This window comes from Leptospiraceae bacterium, assembly GCA_015075105.1.
Lineage (GTDB): Bacteria > Spirochaetota > Leptospiria > Leptospirales > Leptospiraceae > JABWCC01.
Genome location: JABTUZ010000001.1, coordinates 789,601 through 811,242, shown reverse-complemented (window position 1 = coordinate 811,242; position 21,642 = coordinate 789,601). Strand labels below are relative to the sequence as shown.

At 34.8% G+C, this 21,642-nt stretch carries 20 protein-coding genes; 11 read left to right on the top strand and 9 right to left on the bottom strand.

Annotated elements, in window-relative coordinates:
• Positions 1-5: 5 nt before the first annotated feature.
• The 5 genes from HS129_03945 to HS129_03925 form a co-directional block, all read right to left on the bottom strand.
• Positions 6-764, bottom strand: a complete 759-nt coding sequence (locus HS129_03945; GenBank protein MBE7411204.1) for a peptidylprolyl isomerase — start codon at positions 762-764, stop codon at positions 6-8.
• A gap of 101 nt (positions 765-865) precedes the next feature.
• Entirely contained in the window at positions 866-2,311 is a 1,446-nt protein-coding gene (argH, locus tag HS129_03940) for an argininosuccinate lyase (GenBank protein MBE7411203.1), read from the bottom strand.
• Entirely contained in the window at positions 2,311-2,760 is a 450-nt protein-coding gene (locus HS129_03935; GenBank protein ID MBE7411202.1) for a heme-binding domain-containing protein, read from the bottom strand. The genes argH and HS129_03935 overlap by 1 nt, the downstream gene beginning before the upstream one ends.
• Positions 2,761-2,873: 113 nt before the next feature.
• On the bottom strand, positions 2,874-4,280 hold the full coding sequence (locus HS129_03930; protein ID MBE7411201.1) for a CZB domain-containing protein: 1,407 nt from the start codon (positions 4,278-4,280) through the stop codon (positions 2,874-2,876).
• A 36-nt stretch (positions 4,281-4,316) separates the two neighbouring features.
• The gene (locus tag HS129_03925; protein ID MBE7411200.1) at positions 4,317-5,180 is read right to left on the bottom strand and encodes a flagellar hook-basal body protein; all 864 of its coding nucleotides are present in this window, start codon (positions 5,178-5,180) and stop codon (positions 4,317-4,319) included.
• Positions 5,181-5,330: 150 nt separating this feature from the next.
• Here HS129_03925 and HS129_03920 point away from each other — a divergent pair, with 150 nt between their 5' ends.
• Genes HS129_03920 through HS129_03895 form a run of 6 tightly spaced genes read left to right on the top strand, consistent with a single transcriptional unit; the run spans position 5,331 to position 11,743 of the window.
• Positions 5,331-6,545, top strand: coding sequence for an ATP-grasp domain-containing protein (locus tag HS129_03920; GenBank protein MBE7411199.1), 1,215 nt, complete (start codon positions 5,331-5,333; stop codon positions 6,543-6,545).
• Positions 6,535-7,158: a class I SAM-dependent methyltransferase gene (locus tag HS129_03915; GenBank protein ID MBE7411198.1), complete on the top strand. Its 624-nt coding sequence runs from the start codon at positions 6,535-6,537 to the stop codon at positions 7,156-7,158. Before HS129_03920 ends, HS129_03915 begins: the two co-directional genes overlap by 11 nt.
• Complete coding sequence (locus tag HS129_03910; protein ID MBE7411197.1) at positions 7,128-8,015, top strand: class I SAM-dependent methyltransferase; 888 nt, start codon at positions 7,128-7,130, stop codon at positions 8,013-8,015. The genes HS129_03915 and HS129_03910 overlap by 31 nt, the downstream gene beginning before the upstream one ends.
• Before the next feature lie 18 nt (positions 8,016-8,033).
• Positions 8,034-10,349, top strand: a complete 2,316-nt coding sequence (locus HS129_03905; GenBank protein ID MBE7411196.1) for a YihY/virulence factor BrkB family protein — start codon at positions 8,034-8,036, stop codon at positions 10,347-10,349.
• 6 nt (positions 10,350-10,355) lie between these two features.
• On the top strand, positions 10,356-11,252 hold the full coding sequence (locus tag HS129_03900) for a 50S ribosomal protein L11 methyltransferase (GenBank protein ID MBE7411195.1): 897 nt from the start codon (positions 10,356-10,358) through the stop codon (positions 11,250-11,252).
• Positions 11,240-11,743, top strand: a complete 504-nt coding sequence (locus HS129_03895) for a thermonuclease family protein (protein MBE7411194.1) — start codon at positions 11,240-11,242, stop codon at positions 11,741-11,743. Before HS129_03900 ends, HS129_03895 begins: the two co-directional genes overlap by 13 nt.
• Here HS129_03895 and HS129_03890 read toward each other — a convergent pair.
• Positions 11,740-13,233, bottom strand: coding sequence for a hypothetical protein (locus HS129_03890; GenBank protein ID MBE7411193.1), 1,494 nt, complete (start codon positions 13,231-13,233; stop codon positions 11,740-11,742). The genes HS129_03895 and HS129_03890 overlap by 4 nt on opposite strands.
• A 463-nt stretch (positions 13,234-13,696) precedes the next feature.
• Between HS129_03890 and HS129_03885 the strand changes: the two genes are divergently transcribed.
• The 4 genes from HS129_03885 to HS129_03870 are packed head-to-tail and all read left to right on the top strand — an operon-like array spanning position 13,697 to position 17,227.
• Entirely contained in the window at positions 13,697-15,550 is a 1,854-nt protein-coding gene (locus HS129_03885) for a 2-oxoacid:acceptor oxidoreductase subunit alpha (GenBank protein MBE7411192.1), read from the top strand.
• Between the two features lie 2 nt (positions 15,551-15,552).
• Positions 15,553-16,566: a 2-oxoacid:ferredoxin oxidoreductase subunit beta gene (locus HS129_03880; protein ID MBE7411191.1), complete on the top strand. Its 1,014-nt coding sequence runs from the start codon at positions 15,553-15,555 to the stop codon at positions 16,564-16,566.
• Positions 16,567-16,599: 33 nt separating this feature from the next.
• Entirely contained in the window at positions 16,600-16,878 is a 279-nt protein-coding gene (locus HS129_03875; GenBank protein MBE7411190.1) for a pyrimidine/purine nucleoside phosphorylase, read from the top strand.
• Positions 16,838-17,227, top strand: a complete 390-nt coding sequence (locus HS129_03870) for a hypothetical protein (protein ID MBE7411189.1) — start codon at positions 16,838-16,840, stop codon at positions 17,225-17,227. The genes HS129_03875 and HS129_03870 overlap by 41 nt, the downstream gene beginning before the upstream one ends.
• A 6-nt stretch (positions 17,228-17,233) precedes the next feature.
• Here the strand turns inward: HS129_03870 and HS129_03865 are convergent, their stop codons facing one another.
• Complete coding sequence (locus HS129_03865) at positions 17,234-17,413, bottom strand: hypothetical protein (GenBank protein MBE7411188.1); 180 nt, start codon at positions 17,411-17,413, stop codon at positions 17,234-17,236.
• Between the two features lie 190 nt (positions 17,414-17,603).
• Between HS129_03865 and HS129_03860 the strand changes: the two genes are divergently transcribed.
• A complete protein-coding gene (locus HS129_03860) occupies positions 17,604-18,536 on the top strand; it encodes an ornithine carbamoyltransferase (protein ID MBE7411187.1) in 933 nt (310 codons plus the stop codon).
• A gap of 10 nt (positions 18,537-18,546) precedes the next feature.
• On the opposite strand, the gene fliG is transcribed toward HS129_03860, so the two are convergent.
• Entirely contained in the window at positions 18,547-19,569 is a 1,023-nt protein-coding gene (gene fliG / locus HS129_03855; GenBank protein MBE7411186.1) for a flagellar motor switch protein FliG, read from the bottom strand.
• Positions 19,570-19,634: 65 nt separating this feature from the next.
• Positions 19,635-21,623: a DEAD/DEAH box helicase gene (locus HS129_03850; GenBank protein MBE7411185.1), complete on the bottom strand. Its 1,989-nt coding sequence runs from the start codon at positions 21,621-21,623 to the stop codon at positions 19,635-19,637.
• Positions 21,624-21,642 lie beyond the last annotated feature (19 nt).

Genomic DNA, 21,642 nt, shown 5'->3' with positions numbered 1-21,642 from the left:
ATAGTTTATTCTCTATTGTCAATAATCGCTATATGCTGTATTTGGGTTTTCCCATTTCCACCGGTAATTATAGAATCCAAAACTTTTTCTCCTGATACAAGATGGCCAAATACAGTATGAACTCCATTCAAGTGAGGAGTATCTACTTGATTGATAAAAAACTGTGATCCGTTTGTAGAAGGACCTGCGTTCGCCATAGCGAGAGAACCTTTTACAGCAGGATGGCTTGTCACTACCTCGTTGTATTTATAGCCGACTCTTGATAGTATTTCTAATACAGATAGCTCAGAGGCTTCTATGAAACTTTTTTCTATCAGTTCTCTTTTCTCTTCAAATTCAGCTTGAGATTTAATATTTAGTCCCATGATCACCGCTCTTTGTAAATAGTTTTGATAGTAGGGCGCATCTTTTATTTTCATTTTGTCCAAACCAAGTGACTTCCCATTAATCTCATCATCGAACTGGTAACCCGGCCCCCCTGTTCCATCTCCTCTTGGACATCCACCTTGGATCATAAAGTCAGGAATCACTCTATGAAAAGTTAAACCGTCATAAAAAGGTTTCTTCTTTTTATTACCGTCTGGAAGAGTAAATTCTTTTTCTCCCTGGGACAAGTCAATAAAATTCTGAACAGTTGCCGGTGCATCTTTATCGAATAGTTCGACAATTAAACTCCCTTTATTTGTTGCTACGACTGCATAGATTGCTTTTTTATCAGGGAGAGATTCTGTAGTAGTTTCTTTTTTGTTTACTGTAACTTTCATAGGTTTGTACGCCACCGGAGAATATTGATTTTTTTTAAATTCACTTTCTTTACAAAATACCAATTGAGAAAGAAATACACAACAAATAAACACTTTTTTTTTCATATTACAAAAACCTTATTTGACTTTATTTTTATTTCTTGCAGTTTATTTTTACAAAATTCAATCTGCTCGATTTGTCGATTTTTTGCCGTTCCACCATACACATCTTTTTTATCACAAGAATTGTAAAGTGATATAGCTTCAAAATATTCCTCTCCTATAAAAAAATCAGACAAGTTTTTTCTTTTTTCTTCGGGGAGATCAAATAAATTTGAGCGTTCCTTTACACAAATTTCTACAAGTTTGCCGACCAATTCATGGGCTTCTCTGAATGGAATATTTTTTTCCCTTACAAGAAAGTCAGCCAAATCGGTAGCAGTTGCAAAACCTTTCTTTAATGCACTTTCCATATTTTCAGGGATGAACTTCATAGACTTTACAATCTCTGTTATTCCTTCCAAAGAAATCTTTAACTGGTCAACCGAGTCAAATAAAGAAATTTTATCTTCCTGTAAATCACGGTTGTAAGTCATAGGCAGACCCTTTAAAAGAATGAAAAGCGAATTTAGATTACTTATGACTCTGGCAGTTTTTCCCCGGATCAATTCTGCAATATCCGGGTTTTTTTTCTGAGGCATTATCGATGAGCCTGTGGTAAGCGAATCAGACAATTGTATGTATGAATAATCTTGCGAAGTGTATATAATTGTATCTTCAGAGAATCTGGACAAATGAACCATGCACTGGGAAGCAAAAAATAAAAACTGAAGTATATGATCTCTACTGGATACTGCATCCATAGAATTTAAGCTGATAGAATTTAGTTGTAGTTCATTTTTTAAAAAATCTCTATCTGTTGGGTAATTCACCCCTGCCATAGCACCAGAGCCAAGCACTAGTATGCTTGTAGTTTTCTCTACATTGTCTAACTCTTCATAATCCCTAAGAAACATGGAAAAGTAAGACAGAAAATAGTGAGAAGCACGAATCGGTTGAGCGACTTGCAGATGGGTAAAACCGGGCATAATTGTGTTCACTGATTCTTCAGCACGCAAAAGCAAGGTTTCCAATAATTGAAAAATCAGTTTACGAATTTCCTGAATCTCTTTCAATATATACAACCTGACATCTTGGCTAACTTGATCGTTTCTTGACCTTGCAGTGTGCAATTTCTTTCCAGTGTTTCCGATGAGATCGGTTAATCTGGATTCAATGTGCATGTGAATATCTTCCAAAGCAGAATGAAATTCAAACTCACCACTTTCTATTTCATGCAATATCTGCGACAAGCCTTTTTGAATATTTTTCAACTCATCCCTTGACAATATTCCAATTTTTTCTAATCCTTTGGCGTGAGCTAAGCTGCCTGTAATATCTTCACGGTAAAGCCTTTTATCGAATGAGATAGATTCTCCGATTCTCTCCATTATCGAGGACATTTTTTCTTGAAACCTTCCACCCCACATTTTTTTATTTGTTTGGGTTTTGTTAGTTTTACTTTTCATTATTTTTTTTCTTTTTCAAAATCTTTTTCAATCTTTAACGCCCAGTTTTTTAATACCTGAATATCAGATTGGTTTAGTTTAGAATTGGAATGAAAAATTTTGTAATATGGTGGAGGCATATCTCCAGACTCGATTTCTTCAATTACCTCTGAGGCTTTTTTATTTTTTTTCTTTGCAGTAAAGGCTTCCCACTCTGAAAAATTCAATTCTTCTCTACCATTTTTTACGTGCTTCGATATTGCAAATGAAATCGGAAATATTTTTGAATACGCCGGCCAAATCGTTTTATTGGAATGGCAATCGTAGCAAGCTCTTTTTAAAATTAATTTTACTTCTTTTTCTACTACGATTTCACTATTTGAAGGAGGGTTTGTTTTATCTACAGGGATCAATTGAGAGAGGGCAAAAACACCAAATACTATACCTAGGATTTTCTTTTTATTCATCATTTCTTTCCTTAAAAATACAATTCAAAAATAATTATTTTCGTAAAGTGAATTTCCTTTTTGTATTTTTTTAAATTAAGTTTTCTCACTTCAAGTAAAAGAAAATTTTAGTATAATCAATTCGATAAGATCTTTTTTTCTAGGTAGGATAGGTATTCATCGAAAATGACCGCTATCTCTTTATAGTGGTTTTCTAAATTTCCTCTTTCTATTTTTATTTCATCAGAGTTCGCAGACTGAATTGCTTCAGCTATTTTTATGCAAGACTCGTGTAAGTTACGGTGAGGCTCTTCTAATTTATCGTGGATCTCTTTTTGTTTAAGATCATCAACATAAGAGTTGTAAAACCATAACCCCATTTTACACTTTCTGGGGTTTTTTTCCGGTAGCTTATCAGAATTTTTTTCTGCTATCGCTTTATCAACATTTTTTACCCAATTAATATGATCTACACGTCTCGCCATAATAAACTCTAAAAGCCATACCGGGTTTTGGTTAGTAATTGTTTTCACTACAGAAGATACACTATCCTCAATTTCTGCAAGTCTTAGGGCGCTTTCCTTTCCTATTTCCACTAAATGCTCTTCCTTGTCACTAGCCGAAACAGATAAATTAGAGAGATGTTGAGAAGCCTCCTTAATCTGAGCCAATTGCTCTTCTATCTGAATATATAAATCTTTCGTATTTCTCATAGAATTTTCTGTCATCATCGCACGCATTTCATTATCACTGAAAAAATCTTGAATAGAATTGATGTAACTGATTATAGTGTTTACTTTTTGTATATGCTTATTGGAATTTTCTGAAAGGTCTTCATAACCTTTTTTCATTTGCTGGACTGACGAATTGATTTTTTTTACAATAGACTGACTTTGTTCTGCAAGCTTAGAGACACCCTCCGCAACAACGGAAAACCCTCTTCCTTGCTCCCCTGCTCTTGCAGCCTCAATGGATGCATTTAGTGCGAGTAAATTGGTCTGATCCGCAATTTCTTTTACGGAAGCAATATTTTTAGATACGTCTTTAATTAAATTTTTTAATATGTCTATTTCAGAAATAAATTTTTCGTTATCACTTTTAATTATATCTGCTTCAGTAACAATATCTATCATTGTAGATTCTGATTCTTTAATCGAATTCACAGTGGTAATCGAATAATCTAAATTCAAACTGTTTATATCGTTACCTTCTGAAAGTTTGCCTTTAATGCTCTGCACAACAGCATCCAACTCTTCAGACGCACTCGCAAGCTCTCTCAATATATCCGACTGCCCTTGGATGGCTTCTATAAATTCATTATTTGTACTTGTGATTTGGTGTATTTTTTCCGGAAATTTAAACAAAGACACAGCTAAGGCATCCGCACTCTCCACAACAGAGCTTCTATATAAATTTATTTTTTGAAATAACTCCCCAACAATACCTTTCAAAGAAGTTTCTTTGTATGATAATAGTTGTTTTTTCAATTCCTTTTGATTTGAATTAAACCATTTCAAAAAATTTTTATAAAAAATAAAATTCATCTTTTCCACCCCAAACTATTCAATCATTTATTCTGTTTATCGACTAACTTCGTTAATCAATTTTCCAAGCATTTGATCGTGAGTTTGAACTGCCTTTTGATTTGCCTCATAAGCACGATTGACTTCGATCATTTCCACCATTTCTGTAACTACCTGAACATTGGAAGCCTCCAAATACCCTTGTAAAACAGAAGGAGAAAATTCCTCCTGAAACCCCACAGGCTCTCCGGACTCAGGTGTATCGTTATAAAAAGAATCTCCCTCTTTATCCAAATGGCGTGGATTCTCCACAGTCCTGATTTTTAACCGATCCAATAATATGGGTGAATCAAAACGATTTTTATCAATACTCGTTCCATTTCTGGGGTCATTCCCAATTGTAGAATTTATATAGACTTCACCATTCTCTTTAATCAAAAAATTTCCACCTGCAACCTGAATCGGTCCTTTTTCTCCCATCAGTGGAAATCCTTGTGGTGTGACTAAATTCCCCTTCCTATCCAAGATAAATGAACCGCTTCTTGTCAATCTTTCTCCTCTGTTTGTCATTACAACAAAAAAGGCGGGCTTTTCCACTCCGGGTTTATCTTGTATCATTATATCCGAGTGGTTGTCTGTTTTTTTTACTGCACCTTGCTCAAATCTAGTGTAAATTTCATTCACTTCACCACCCAAACCAATTTTTCCGACTACAGGAGCGGTATCAAAAGACCCCATCGGAACCTTTCCTACACCGTCTTCTTCAAATCTGTGAATCAGTAATTCCGGGAAGGTTTTAAATATCGTAGTATCCTTTTTATACGCTGTTTTATCAACATTTGCAAGATTGTTTGCGATTGTGTCCATCCTTGTCTGTTGAATTGTCATTCCGTTCGATCCGGTATAAATCCCTCTGAGCATATAGCCTTCCTTATTTTCATTATCGTTTTACTTCCAAAACTCTTTAGAAAATAAACATTTTTGCGAATATGATATTTCTCTAAAATTCATAAAAAAAGAATTTTGCAAATGAATTAGTTTAAAAATAGTGACGATACAAAAAGATAGACAATGCGAAAAGACGGCTACTTTATTTCACTTGGTGCAGGGAAAAATCAAATCCCTCTAATTCATAAGGCGAATGCCCTTGGATTAAAAGTAATTTCTGTCGATAAGAACGATAAGGCACCCGGTTTTCATTTTACTTCAATCAAAATTATAGAATCTGTGCATGAATATCGAAAGCTATATAAAAGCATCGGTGAAATTCCGCTTATTTACCCAATATACGGAGTAGGAACAAGGTCTTTCGGGAAAACAGTATATTCTGCCTCCTATTTAGCAGAAAAATTGAAACTGCCCGGAGTAAAACCCAATTCATTAAAAATTTTTGATAATAAAAGAAAGCTAAAAGAATTTTTAGAAAAAAAAGGGATCAAGGTTCCTAATTACTACAATTGGCGTTCCAATTCACTTATGGCAAAAACTATTGCCATCATCTCCTACCCTTGTATATTGAAGCCCTCTTTCTCAGAATCAAAAAAAGGAATAGAATTATTCTACAACAAAGATGAGTTAAAAGAAAAATTAAATAAAATTTCTCCCGACGATTCTTCTTATCTATTGGAAGAGTTCATCGAAGGAAAAGAAATCACGGTCCTTGGTCTTGTTCAAAATCAAACATTTCACTTGGTTTCCATTTCAGACAAAATCACAACTACTTATCCACCTTTTATAGAGATTTCCCACAGACTTCCCTCCGATTTTGAAGACCATTCAGGGGAAATAAAAATAATATGCCAATCTATCGTAAATTTAACCGGAATAGACAACTGCCCTTTTGTAGCAGAATTTAAAATTACAAATAGCGATGAAATCTATTTAATGGAAGTGAAACCTGAGGTAGGGGGAGAATATTTGGCAGATTACCTAATCCCTCAATTCTACGGATACGATTATTTTCAAAACTTAATAAAAGTATTTATAGGCGAGCCTATAGAAACAAAAGCTCAAAAATCTGATAGAAATTTAAAAAAATCCCATATCGTATTTTTTGCTCCACCTGAAAATAAGTCTAAACTAAAACAAATTTCTCCATTTGAAGTAGAACCATCAGAAAATTTATTTTTTCGTGAAAATTTAAAGCAAGAAGGAGATACCCTTCTCACTTCTCAAGGGAATCACTCCAGAGTTTTAGTTCTGGGAATTGAAACAAAAAAAAATATTAGCCATGAAGAATTTGATAAAAGCATTCGAGAAAGAATCTCTGTCAAGTTTGAATCCTGAAATGAAAACAAAAATTTTATGGGACAATCACTACAAAAAAGAAAAATCAAAATTAAAATACCCTGATGAAAATTTAGTTAGAATTCTTTCCAGCCTTCCCAATAGAGGAAAGGCTTTGGATTTTGGCGCAGGCTCCGGAAGGCATTCTGTACTTTTAAAAGATTTTGGATTTGAAGTTTATGCAGCAGATTATTCTGAAAAATCAATAGAGCAAATTCAATTATTGAATTTGGATATTCATACTTCTATAGTCGGCTCGCCTCCTTTTAGATTGCAAAGCGAAGAATTTGATCTAATCGTAAATTGGGGGGTATTGCACTACAATACATTGGAAGAATCAATAAAGATTCTTAAAGAATTCTATAGAATTTTAAAACCGGGAGGAATTCTTGCAGGAACTATTCGCTCAAAAAACGACACCTATCTCAAAGTAAAAAATACAGAAATCCAAATAGAAGACTTAAAAGGAGGACAAATTTTTTTATATAGTTTTGACGAATTGAAAGATTTATTAAAAGATTTTTCGTATTCTGAATTTGGCTATTCAGAAAGATCTCCTATCGGAAAATTGGAAGAAAGAATTTGCCATTGGATATTCAAAGCAAGAAAATAACAAACTGCCCTCTCGATGAAAATTGCAATTGGGAGTTTCTTTACAATTCTACTTTCCATAATTACAATCTACCTATTTATAAATGCAAAAACTGCGGGCTCCAAACAATCCACCCTAAGCCCAAATCGCTTAAAGCAATTTACGACGAGAACTATTACTCAGGGAGTTCAAATTATTCCTATAAAGACGAAAGGAAAACAGAAAAGTTTGATTCTTTCGTTTGGGATGCACGTCTGAAAAATATTCAGAAATTCGTAAAATCCGGAAATTTCTTAGACGTAGGCTCTTCCTTTGGAGGATTTTTGGAAAGAGCAAAAAAGTTCGGGTTTACGCCTTACGGAATTGAAATTTCCCCTTACTCTGCAAAATATTGCCAAGATAGAAATATAGAAACCTTTCAAGGTGAGTTTTTGGACTCTAAGTTTCCGAATCATTTTTTTGATGTAATTACTTTGATTGAGGTAATAGAGCATTTAGACAAGCCAAAAGAAGTGTTTCAAAAATTGTTTGATCTATTAAAGAAAGACGGACTACTTGTGATACAAACCGCTAATTTTGAAGGGTGGCAAGCCATTTCAGCAGGGGCATCTTACCACTACTATTTACCCGGACATCTGTTTTATTATTCTGAATCTAATTTAAAAAAAATTTTGACGAAAAATGGTTTTTCTAAATTCTATTCTTTCTTTGGAGTGGATTTTCCGTTATTAGCAAAACTACAAAAATCAAGAGGGAGTTTTTCTAAACTTACCGACTATTTGACGTGGTTTCGTATTTCATTTTACCATTTTAAAAGTAAAATCAGATTGAATAACAAAAGTCTCACTTCCAGCCTTGTCCTATACGCAGTGAAATAAAAAATCGGAGTAATAAATATGCAAACCAAAAAAAATGAATTTCTAATTAAGCTATTTGATCTAAATCGAGAGAATAAATTTTTGCGATCTGTAATAGTTGCACTTAGAGTAATCTCTGTATCTATCTTCCGATTTCTAAAAGATGATTGCCTAACCAAAGCCTCAGGAATTGCATACACTGCTATCGTATCCCTAGTCCCCATGCTAACAGTCGCATTGGCACTAATCACGATTACATCAGGGTTCAACGAGAAAAAAGATGTTCTATTTGATGAGATCAATTCCTTCTTATTAAAAAATAATATTTTAATAGATATAAACCCATACCTTGAAACCCTAAACAGTATAATCAGTGCCGCTACACAAATCGGAGCGATTGGTTTTGTAGTTTTAATATTTTCGGCAACTGCAGTTCTTAGAACTTTTGAAACTTCCTTCAACCAAATCTGGAGGATTCAATCCGATCGATCCTTTTTTAATAAGTTGATCTTTTACTTTTTCATTCTCACTATCGGACCTCTTCTTTTTATGACGATAGGCGGAATCAGTGAAAAAGTTTCAGGAATCATTCGCTCACCTCATTATTTTTCCATTGCAAGGTCATCAGACAATTATTTATGGATATCAGGTGAAAAAGGAACAATCCTTAAAGTGAACGAAAACGGAAAAAGGCTCGCTATCTTAAAAGACTTAAAAATTGATTTTGAAAATATGAAATGCTTAAATTCGTTTGGAGAAGATATAGGGGTATGCAATAAACCAAAAATTCAAAGTGAAAATTTTGTAAAAATCAGAAACAAAGGTAAGACTCTTTTTGCAATCTCTGAAAATGGAGTTCTATTGGATTCTACAAATCTTGGTGCTGAATGGAACGTAACGTATTTTAACGGAACAAAATTTAAAGACTTCTCTATTGTTACAGAAGACCAATTGTTCCTTGTAATGGAAAATGGAGAACTACTTCGATACAATCGAAACGGAATTTCCTATAAGCCCGTATTCACCGGTGTATTAAAAATGTCTGCAAATAAAATCACATTTTTCAATGAAACTATCGGTTTTATATTGGATACGAATGGAACCCTATGGAAAACAAAAGATGGTGGAGATAGTTTTGTACCACAAAAAATTTCCACAAACAGCATCAACGATATTGAAGCACTAAACCCAATGACTCTATTTGTGGTAGGAGATCGCGGAACTATATTAAAATCTGAAGATGGCGGGAACAATTGGCTCAATATATCGCACAAGAGAAATTCTTATAAAAAACTATGGATTCTATCAGATTCCAACGGGCCGGTTATTTTAGTTTTAAACGACATAGGAGAAATTTTACAATCTTTTGATAGTGGGGTAAAATGGGTTTCTTATCAAGATATTTCAAAAGCCAAACCGACTGCAATGATTACAATCAATCCTAAAGTTGTCTTTACTTCATTTAAAGAAGAAAAGCAAAAAGAAGCTCCAAACTCAGAGGTAAGTACCAAAACTGTTAGTGGAGATATTCTTTCTGTAGGAGAATTTAGAAAAATTTCAATCGGAGATATTCAAGATAAAACAATTGTATGGGAAAACATACAAGGTGGAGGGAGTGTATTTTCTCTATATTCTATTTTTGGATTTATAGTACCTCTCTTTGGAGTTTGGATTTTTTTTCTTAGTTTATTTTTACTTATACCCAACGACCGAGTTCCATTTTTATCTGCTGCAATCGGAGCCTGTGTAACAGGTGTGATTTTTCTAATGTTTTCTATTTTTTTCAAATTCTACGTTACGTCCTTTAGCGAAACTACAATGATAATCTACAGAGCACTTGCTGTAATTCCAATTTCTTTACTCGGGGTTTATAGCTTGTCACTCATCGTATTGTTTGGAGCCGAAATTACCGCCACCTTGCACCATAAAGAAAGGTATCTTTTACCTGAGCACCCATTTGTGGAAATTGATGAAAGTTTACAGAATGGTTTTTATAAAGGAGTGAGCTTTCTTCAAGAAATTTATAGATCTCAAAGAGACAAAGGAACTCTCCTATCCAATAGAGAGTTACAAAAAAAATTGAATTTTGGAATCACTGACTATGAGAATTTAGAAAGGAAACTCCAAGAATCAAATCTAATAACGGTTAGCACGCAAGGCGAAGTATGTCCGGTGAAAAGATCCGAAGATTTGTCTTTATATTCAGTCTATGAAATACTCGTAGGAGAATCATTTCACTGTCCTTTGAACGAAGAAAATTTAGAAAATACAAAAAAGCTCACCGCTCATTTTCAACTGTTAGGAAATACAGTAAAGAGCCAATTTTCATCTATCCATTTTAGTGATTTGATTTAAATTTTTATGAAGTACAGAGAATGCAAGATACAAATTCCTAAAAAAATTTATGACGAATTTGAAGAATTTGTTTTACAACTTCCTATAGAAGGGTATTACGAGATTCTTTTTGATCCGGAAAATCCAAAATCTCATAAAGAAGGAATTATATCAGACAACACCAGACTGAGCGTCTATTTAAAAGAGGATGATCTACATACCGAATTAAAAATTTTCGTATTCTTAAAAATACACTCTTTGGATGATTTTTTTCTTGAATCAAAGATCATTGAAACCAAAGATTACGAGGAATCTTACAAAGAATTCTATACTCCTTTTGAAATCGGTAGATATTTCATAATCCCAACTTGGGAAAAGTCAAAAAACGCAAATACTCCAAGCTCTTCGATTCCTCTTTTTCTAAACCCTGGAATGGCGTTTGGAACAGGACACCACGAAACAACAAAGTTGATGTTAAATAGGATGAGCTCTTTAAACTTCACAGAAAAATCTATTCTCGATATTGGTACAGGATCAGGAATCCTATCTATCGGGGCAGCACTCCTCGGTGCAAAATTTGTCACAGCATTGGATATTGATCCCAATTCGATACGAGCTGCCGAATACAATTGGAATGAAAACGCAATTCCGCCTAACGTACGATTTGAATTGTATGAAGGTGGATTCGATCACAAAATGGCTCAAGAAAAAAAGTATGATTTTCTTTTAACCAATATAACATATTCAGTTATATCAAATAATATTGATTTCATTTCTTCGATACAGACAGATCATTTTCTTTTTAGTGGGGTAATTACAGAAAAAAGGGACTTAGCAATTGAGCTATTTTCCAAGAATTTGGGCGGCAAATTATTGTATGAAGATAAATTGAATGATTGGGTGATAATAGAATGGTCAAAATAATTCTTCCACTATTCCTTATATCTTTTTTGAGTCTGTTCTCCGAAGAAATCCTTACAGGGAAGGTAGTGGGCGTAAGTGATGGAGATACGATTCGTCTATATAGTAAAGAGGATAACACCCAATATAAGATTCGTTTATCAGGAATTGATGCACCGGAAAAAAACCAAACGCATGGAAGAAAATCCAAACAAGCTCTATCGGATTTTATTTTTGGAAAAATTGTAGAAGTTAGTGTACAAGGAGAAGATAAATACAAAAGAATTTTAGGCTATATCAAATCAGAAAACCAAAATATAAATTTAGAAATGGTAAAAACAGGAAATGCTTGGGTGTATAGAAAGTACAACCGCTCTAAAGAATATATTGAAGCAGAGAGAATAGCAAAAGACAAAAAAATCGGTCTTTGGAATTTAGAAGATCCAATTCCTCCTTGGGAGTTTCGTAAAGAAAAGAAAAAATCAAAAAAGAAAAAGTGGATTTTTCATTTCTAAAATTTTGTTCCACCGGAAAATAAAATCATTTTTTCATCTTTAGCTACAAACTTTCCTGTTTCTTCATCGGCCACCCATCTTCTTCTATCCTGCAACTTGATTTGAATTGGACCTAATTTAATCGCAAGCTCAATGGCTCCCATCGCCTTATCATCTAATTTATAAGCGTCTTTCTTCTTATCAAACCCTTTCTTCATATAGTAACCAGAAATTCTAAACATTTCTCCAATAGGCAAATACAGTCCAGTAAACACCCTAGAGTTGTCGGGTCCGTCATAGTCTTCATAGCTTGCTTCAACTGCAATTCTATAAAAATTGAATAAAAATGTTTGGTATGAGCCTTTAATGTTGCCGGCATTTGGATCCAAACTATTTGCGTATTTCCATTTAGAAGTCGGAAGAGAAGTAACCGAATTTGTGCTAAACCTTTCTAATTCATAAAAACTATCAAAATACATAGGAATGTAGTTTGCAGACATATTTCTATATTCTGGTTTTAATGTAATGTTTACATCCTTCCCGCCAAATTTAGCAATTATACCATAGTGGGTTCCGTGAGAATTCTCTAACCCTCTGATTTTATTTACGTCATAGTAAGGGGTAATCTCAACATATTGAGTGCTCACTACTTTAATTTCTGCGTCGTACCCGTCTATTCTCACTTTTTTTTCAGAGAGAGCTTGTGGGTTATGAGATGAATCGAGGATCAAATTTCCTGTAGTGTCAAACTTTAAATCATAAGGAGCATCTCTATCGTAAGCTGAAGTATAACCAATCGCAAAACGATTCCACCAAGCATCCGGTCTAAAAAGTTGCCCGGGTTTTATATTTTCATTTTTCTTTTTTTCTTCTTCTTTTTTCTTGTCGTCCGACTTTTCTTCATCTAACTTCATAGATCGATCATTTTTTGTATTGAGACCGGCCTCCTCTTTCACACTTTTTCTTCCGGCTTCATCCAATACATTTCCATAAGCAGGCATCATCCCCACAAGATCAGCCTTCCCTCTTACTATATCTATAGCTTTAGTAACAATCGCAGCCGGGCGAATAAATACCCTACCCGCATTTACATCCCTATCGTAGATAGAATTTGTAAATACTTGAACTCCACCGTAATCTCCGTTTAAATCCGCCCAAAGCCCGGCTTTATAAACGTCTATTCTTTGATTGTTCACGTACCTGTTCAATATAGAACCATGACCAATATAAGCATCAAAAGTCTTACCGATATAAACAGAATACGTCAACTCTCCGGGTTTATACTCCCCAAAAGTTCCATACCACAAATAATTGATCAAACGTAGATAGTCCGATTTCTGATCGTAGTCCATAGGTCGAAGTTTACCTACCCTGCTACCTTCCATCTTAGGCTCTTTATCATAAATAAGAAAGTTCATCGGAAGAGTAAAAGATGCACCCATTACCCCAAGTAAGTTAAAATTGAAAGATGGGGCAAAATACAAGTAATAATCGTTGTCGTATTTATTGATACCTGTATCGTAAGAGAAAAAATCTTGGTTGGGTCTGGTATTGTATCCTGGAGGTGCCCAAACTTGAGCTTGAACATCGTACGAATAACATAGTGCCAAGACTAATATACAAAAAAGTCTCATTTGCTTCAATTCAGTCAGGAAATTCAAAAAATAAATGACAAACAACTCGTAATTTTTCTTCAAAACTCCCTCTTTTTCGCTAAAATATACTTATTATAGGGTCAATTAATAAAAAACTGAGGTTAGTTATGTATTTTCAATAAATCCACAATTATCAATAATACATAATCTAAACCAAGACAATTAAAATACTTGCTACCCTTATAATTCATTATATACCATTTTTATAAAAAAAAGGACAAACTTTTTTAGAATAATTGGACTCCAATCATCAGTTACTTGCTAAAAATTTGACAATGTAAAGTTTGGTATTAGTTATTAGGAAGGATTTATCCATTTTATGCAAAAATCAAAAGAAACAAAAACCTCAGCAATAATCAGATTTTGTGGTGACTCAGGGGATGGAATGCAACTTACAGGTAGCCAGTTTACAGCTACTACTGCCATATTCGGAAATGACCTTGCTACTTTTCCAGACTACCCCGCAGAGATTCGTGCCCCTGCCGGTACGCTTGCGGGGGTTTCCGGGTTTCAGTTAAATTTTTCCTCTGAAGACATTCACACACCCGGAGACTCACCGGATGTGTTAATCGCAATGAACCCGGCTGCCTTAAAGACCAATATCAAAGATTTGAAGATTGGCGGAATCCTTATCACAAACAGCGACGCATTCACTGAAAAAGATTTAGAAAAAGCCGGTTACAAAGAAACTCCGATTACAGATGAATTGAAGAAAAAATACCAAGTATTTGAAGTGCAAATCAACAAACTGACTTCCTTGGCTCTCGAAAAATTAAATATGTCAGAAAAAGAAGTAGATAGAACAAAAAATCTTTTTGCTCTCGGAATGACTTATTGGATGTTTTCCAGACCGATGCTAAACACAGAAAAATGGTTGGAAGAAAAATTCAAAGGTCAAGACCAAGTTATTCAAGCCAACTTATTAGCCTTACGAGCAGGATACAATTATGCAGATACAGCCGAAGTATTTGTATCTCAATTTGAAGTACCGAAAGCAAAACTCGCAAAAGGAACTTACAGGAATATTACAGGCAACTCGGCAACCGCTATCGGTCTTGTAACTGCAGCACACAAAGCAAACCTTCCTCTATTCCTTGGGAGTTATCCGATTACCCCTGCCTCTGATATTTTACACGAATTGTCGAAATTCAAAAACTATGATGTGAAGACACTACAGTGTGAAGATGAAATTGCAGGTGTTGCAAGTGCAATTGGTGCATCTTTTGCAGGAAATCTTGCGGTTACAACCACCTCCGGCCCCGGGCTTTGTTTGAAATCAGAAGCAATCAACCTCGCTATAATGACAGAGCTTCCTTTGGTGATTGTGAATGTTCAAAGAGGTGGGCCTTCTACAGGACTTCCTACAAAAACAGAGCAATCCGATTTACTCCAATCTATCTACGGAAGAAACGGGGAAAGCCCAATTCCAGTTCTTGCAGCAGACACTCCGGCTGATTGTTTTGAAACTGCTTATGAAGCTGTAAGAGTCGCCTTACAATTTATGACCCCAATCATTCTATTGACAGATGGTTATCTCGCAAATGGATCCGAGCCGTGGAAACTGCCCAATTTAGAAAATCTACCTGAAATAAAATCTAACCTAATTCAATCCCCAAACCACCCTTCAGGGAAATACATGAGTTACCAAAGACACGAAGATACTCTTGCCAGAGATTGGGCAGTGCCTGGTGTTCCTGGACTTGAACATAGAATCGGAGGCTTAGAAAAAGACTCTCTTTCCGGTGCAGTTAGCTACGATCCGGACAACCACGAAAAAATGGTTTGGATGAGAGCAAAAAAAATAAAGAATATTGAAAATTTTATTCCTGAACAAGAAATCTTCGGAGAAAAATCCGGGGATATTTTAATCATCGGTTGGGGCTCTACCCAAGGCTCAATCCGTAGCGCAGTAGAAAAAAGCCAAAAAGAAGGAGTGAAGGTGTCTCACGCACAAATTCGCTGGTTAAACCCATTCCCAAAAAATTTAGAATCTATTATGAAAAATTTTCGCCATATACTCGTCCCTGAATTAAATACCGGTCAATTGGCGTTTTTATTACAGGGAACTTTTGGAGTGAGAGTAGAAAAATTAAACAAGATCAAGGGTAAGCCTTTTACTATAAACGAAATTCAAGAAAAAATAGAAGAGATTTTACGATCTTTAAAGGGATAGATATGTCGGATACGAAACAATTGCTAACAAAGAAAGATTTTACGGCTGATCAGGAAATACGATGGTGTCCGGGTTGTGGTGACTATGGTATTTTAAGTGCAGTCCAAAAGACACTACCGGAACTTGGAATACCAAAAGAAAAATTTGTATTTGTATCCGGAATCGGATGCTCGTCCAGATTTCCATACTATATGAATACTTACGGTTTTCATACTATCCATGGCCGTGCGCCTGCGATTGCAACCGGAGTCAAGGTAGCTAACCCGGATTTAAGCGTTTGGGTTATTACAGGAGATGGTGATGGATTGTCTATTGGAGGAAATCATTTAATTCATGCAGTCAGAAGGAATGTTGACATTAACATCATTCTTTTTAATAACCAAATCTACGGCTTAACCAAAGGACAATACTCACCAACCAGTGAGTTCGGAAAAGTAACTAAGTCCAGCCCTTACGGCTCCATTGATGCACCACTCGCTCCCTTATCTTTAGCTCTTGGCGCAGAAGCAAGTTTTGTAGCAAGAACCTACGATAAAAATCAAAAGCACATGTCGGAAGTTTTTGAAAGAGCAGCAAAACACAAAGGAACATCTTTTATTGAAGTATTTCAAAATTGCATTATATTTAACGACGGTGCACATGACTCATCTATCAGTAAGGAATCCCGCGATGATAAAACGATTCACATCGAGCATGGAAAACCTTTAGTGTTCGGAAAAGAAAATGAATTCGGAATACAAATTGATGAATTCAAACCAAAAGTTGTAGAAGTTGCAAAATCAGGAATGGATTCAATATCAGTCCATGACGAAAAAAGAATGAACCCTGACTATGCCTTTATGCTTTCCAGAATGAATCTGCCTGAGTTTCCGGTGCCTATGGGAGTATTAAGGGCTGTAGAGAAACCGGCGTATGAGGTGGAAGTCAAAAAACAAATTGATCTGGTTAAATCCAAAAAAGGCGAAGGGGACTTACACAAACTACTCTATTCCGGAGAAGTCTGGAATATAGAATAACCCCAAAATTGCAAAAAAATAAAGAGGCCCAATTTGCTGAAAGTAAACGAATATTTTAACGGAAACGTAAAATCAATTTCTTTTCAAACCGAAGATTCACCGGCCACTGTCGGGGTCATCTCATCCGGTAAATACGAATTTGATACTACAAAAAAAGAAATTCTGACTATTACCTCGGGCAGTCTAAAGGTACAACTACCCGAATCGGATTGGAAAGTTTTTACATCCGGTGAGAGTTTTACAATTGAAGCTGGAAAAATTTTTCATGTAAATGCAGAAAAAGAGGTTTCTTATATCTGTCGCTATTATTGACTTTCTAGGTTTTTGGAAAAATGAATCTGGTTGCAGACTAAAAATCAAATCTATTCAAGAAAAAATATTGGTAGATTTTTTAAATCAAAACAAATTTTTTCCAATCCAAAATTCTTTAGATAGTTCCAAACATATACCTACAGAAAATATGCCAGCAAAAATATTTAACGAAAAATTAATAGTTGAATTAGGAACAGTTGGACTTGGACCAACCATGATTCTGGAATTTCAACAAATTTTGAATTCCAAATATTTAATTCCTACAATTCAAATGGGTTTGTATGATGACTTTGATGAAGATTTTGGAGTTGAATGGATATTTCCAATTAGTAAATTTGAAAAAATCTAAATAACTTCAATCTTCTCTAATCACTCTTGCACGATTCGTAACGTCTTTCTCGATTTGTCTGGAAAATGGGGAATTTCTTTGTGAGTATTTTTCTTTTTCTTCCCTATTTGCATTTTCAAAAAGAAAATTCCTAATTACTTTCCATGAATAATAAAAAAAAACTAAAAATAGAAGAATTTTCATCATCTATCTTGTTGGTTTACAGAAACCCAATATTTGGTCAAGTGGAAATTTTGAATTTCTAAAATAACATGGAACAAGAAACTGTAAAACAATCACAAACATATTTCAAAAATCCTCTTAAAATAATCATGGTTGAATTGTGGTTTTCCAAATTCCCTCCTTTAGAATGAGTAATTTTTCTGCCGATAATTGAATTATGCAGAAAAAAGTAAAACACCTTATTTCTTTTGACGACTGGAGCGATTCTGAAATTCAAGAACTATTGGATTTTTCACTCTATGTAAAAAAAAATAGGGTGTATTTTTCCGGACACTTATCGGGAAGAACAATGGCTATGGTTTTCCAAAAAACTTCTACAAGAACAAGAGTATCTTTTGAAGCAGGGATGACCGAACTCGGAGGGCATGCGATCTATTTAGATTGGTTTTCCTCTAATTTTCAAATTTCGGAAATAGATTTTGAAGCAGAGTATCTCTCCAGAAATGTAGCTATTATCATGGCAAGGCTAAAAAAGCACGAAGACCTTCTTACACTGAAATCCGGCTCCAAAGTCCCTCTTATCAATGGTTGTTGCAATTTATACCACCCGTGCCAAGCTCTTGCCGATATGCTTACAATTGCTATGGACAGGGGAAATATGGAAGGAGTCAATCTTTGTTATGTTGGGGTTCACAACAATGTAGTAAATTCACTTATAGAAATTACCTCGTCTTTAGGTGTGAATTTAGTATTAGTAACTCCGATTGCAAAACCTGAATCAACAGTAGAAAATGCAATAGCTAAAGGAAAAAAAAGAAAGACCTTAACTTGGGAAAAAGATATTCGGTTTGCGGTAAAAAATTCAGATTATGTATATACAGATACTTGGGTAGATATGGAATTTTTCAATGACCCAGAATTTGAAAAAGAAAAACAAGAAAGAATCGAAATCATGATGCCCTATCAAATCAATTCCAATTTATTAAAAAACTCAAAAGCGAAAATTATGCACGATATGCCAATACACGCCGGTTATGAAATTACCAGAGAAATTGTAGAAAGTGAAAATTCTATTATATTTCAACAAGCAGAGAATAGACTTGACGCTCAAAAAGCAATTATTCTAAAACTTTTGGAATCTACTTAGTCTGTAATTTTTAAATATATTCTTCTTTGCCTTTTTTAATAATGATAAGATTCTCTTCTTCGAGATTCCTTGCAGTAAAAAGAATAGAATTTCTCGCTTCTTGAATTTCTCGTAAAGTGACTCGTCCCTTAGATTCCATTTCTTCTACAATATCATAAGCTCGATTTTGAGACATGGCTCCAAAAAAATGTTTTTTTAACTCATCTCCTGCCCCCCGGAGTGCAAGTGCAAACAATTCATTATTTCCGATCCTATTGATTAGGATTCTCATTTCTTTATTATCTAAGTTAAAAATATCTTCAAAGGAATACAATTTTTCTCGAACCTGACCTGCAAGCTCTGGTGAGTTTTCTGTAAGATCTCGAAGAATTTTATCTTCCAAATTTTTATCCATGTGATTTAGGATATTTGCAAGAGACTGGGCACCACCTGCCTCGCTCAATTCAGACTTATCTCTGGCTTCATATTTTTTCTTTAGGGTTTTGGCTATTTCAGAAATTGCATCCGGGTGGGTCTTGGAAGTTATTGCAAGTTTCATGGCGATTTTTGCTTGCAAGTCTTCTGGAAAATTTTTCAATACAAGAGCCGCAACTTTTGGTTGCAAAAAAGATAAAGTGACTGCGATTGTTTGAGGAGCTTCATGGGCAAGTAAACTACTCAAAACTATGTGATCTACACTATTGAAAAAATCAAAATCTTTCTCAATATCCTTTTTAGAAATTTTTCCGATAATTTCTTCTGCTTTTGATTCACCAAGTCTGGAATAGGTTAGAATTTCTCTTGCCTTTTCGATCCCACCGACCAACTCTCCAGAAATTCTGCTTATCTCAAATTGAAACTCGGCAAGAATACTCTCTTTTTCCACTTTAGAAACAGAGCGAATCTTTGACATTTCCACAACCACTTCTTCAATCATCTTATCATCTAAGTGAGATAATACTTTTGCAGCTTCTTCTTTTTTTAAGGATAATAACAACAACGCCGCTTTCTTTGAGCCGGAGAACAATCCTGATGAATTTTTCTTATTTTCCATTTTAGAGACATAATCCTAAAATTCTATATGTTGTGTCAATCGAATTTCAACAACAGTTTTATGTTTCATTTATACTGAGGTAGTTTTGAATAGGCAAACTTTAACTCTCCGAATGAATTGACAATTTTTGCAGGCGGGAGAGAATCCAAGATTAAAGAGCCATAGGATTTAGTACGGATCCTTGGGTCTAAAATAGAAACAACCCCGGTGTCTGTTTTACTTCGGATTAGTCTTCCAAACCCCTGTTTCATAGTTTGAATTGCCAAAGGCAGTTGCAATTCCATAAATGGATTCAAGCGAAGCTTTTTCAACTCATCGGTTTTTGCCTCAAGCACAGGGTCGTTGGGTGGTTGAAAGGGAAGTTTTACGATAATTACACTTTTCAATTTATCTCCCTTTATATCAATCCCTTGCCAAAAAGTGGATACCCCGAAGAGTACACTTTTTTCTGTTTTCAAATACCCTTCTTTGGCTCGATTGGGTCCCAATTCTCCTTGAGAGAAGATAGGGTATGTAGAATTTTTAGAGAGTGCATCGTAAACAGAATTCATGGATTTATTCGAAGTGAAAAGAACGAAGGTATCTCCCTGAGTAAGCTCGAGTAAGTATGGAATCAATTTAATTACATCCTCTTGAAAGTCATCACTTTCACTGGAAGGATCCCTTAAATTTCTTGCAAGATACAAAATAGAATTTTTAGTATAGTCAAAAGGAGAGTTCAGAATTTCTTCTTTTACCGGAATATCCCCTAATTTATTTTTATAATAGCTAAAGTCTTTTTTTCCACTCTTCAAAGTTGCCGATGTAAAAATAATGCTTTCCATTTTTCCGACTACATTCTCTTGAAAAATAGAAGAAGATTGCAAAGGCTCGACACAAAGAGTTGCAAATCTGTCTCCATTGGCCTCAAGCCACACTACCAAATCTGCTTCCTTTTTCATACGAACTTTCTTTAAAATATCTATCGAACTATTCAGCCGATCAGACACCATCTGCAATTCCAAAACTTTTTCTTTTGAGTCCACCCCATCGGATTCATTGGCAGAATCTGCTATTTCCCTACTCAGTTCTTCTACAATTTCGCCTAACGCACATTCTAAATCGCCTTCATCTAATTTTAATTTCTCTTTGATTCTTTGAGTTGTGAATGAAATAGGAACTTCCGAATACAATTTATTAAAATAGCTTACGAGCAATTTATTTGTCCCTTTAATTTGTTCTTTTAATCCCTCTATAGATTTTTCTTTTTGAAACTTGGTAATGATTCCTCCCTTTTTCCCAACAACATAAATGAAATCCAAACTTTTTTGAATGTCCTCAAATGTAAGTTTAGCTCCAAAAGTTTTACTCAAGATTTCAGGAAAATTGTGGGCTTCATCAATAATAAGATATGAAAACTCTGGAAGAATTTTATATTCTCCTGCGATATGGCTTGCCAAAAGATGATGGTTCACTACAAGAATATTAGAGTTTCTCCATTTTTCTTTTTCAAGAAAATAATACGAAGAAGAAAAATTCGGACATTTTTTCCCAAGACAGTTGTCGCTTTCTCTTGTCACCTTCGACCAAAATTCATTAGATGCAAATCTGGTGTATTCTGACTTAATCCCTGTTTGTGTATTTTTTTCCCATTCGTAAAATTCTTTCAGGTGGTCAGTCATTTCTATTCCAAAATTACCGCTGTCGATTGTATTAGACAATTTTCTCTTGCAAACATAATTGTTTGAACCAAGTGCAATCTCTGCTCGAAACTCTTTTTGTAGAATTTTTTTTGCAATAGGAATATCTTTCTCAAGTATCTGAGTTTGGAGAGATTTTGTTTCAGTGGAAATCACTACAGTTGTCTCCGACTCCATAGAAAAAATCGCTGCTGGAATGATATAGGCAAGACTTTTTCCTACACCAGTGCCCGCCTCCACTATCAAATTCTCAGATTTAGAAAAAGACTGAAAAACTTTTTCAGCCATTTTCACTTGCTCTACTCTCGGCTCAAAGTCAGGAAGACAATTTTTAATTTTTTCTTCAGTAAAATATTCTTGAATATTACGTTTCATTGGTTAGAGTAATCAATTC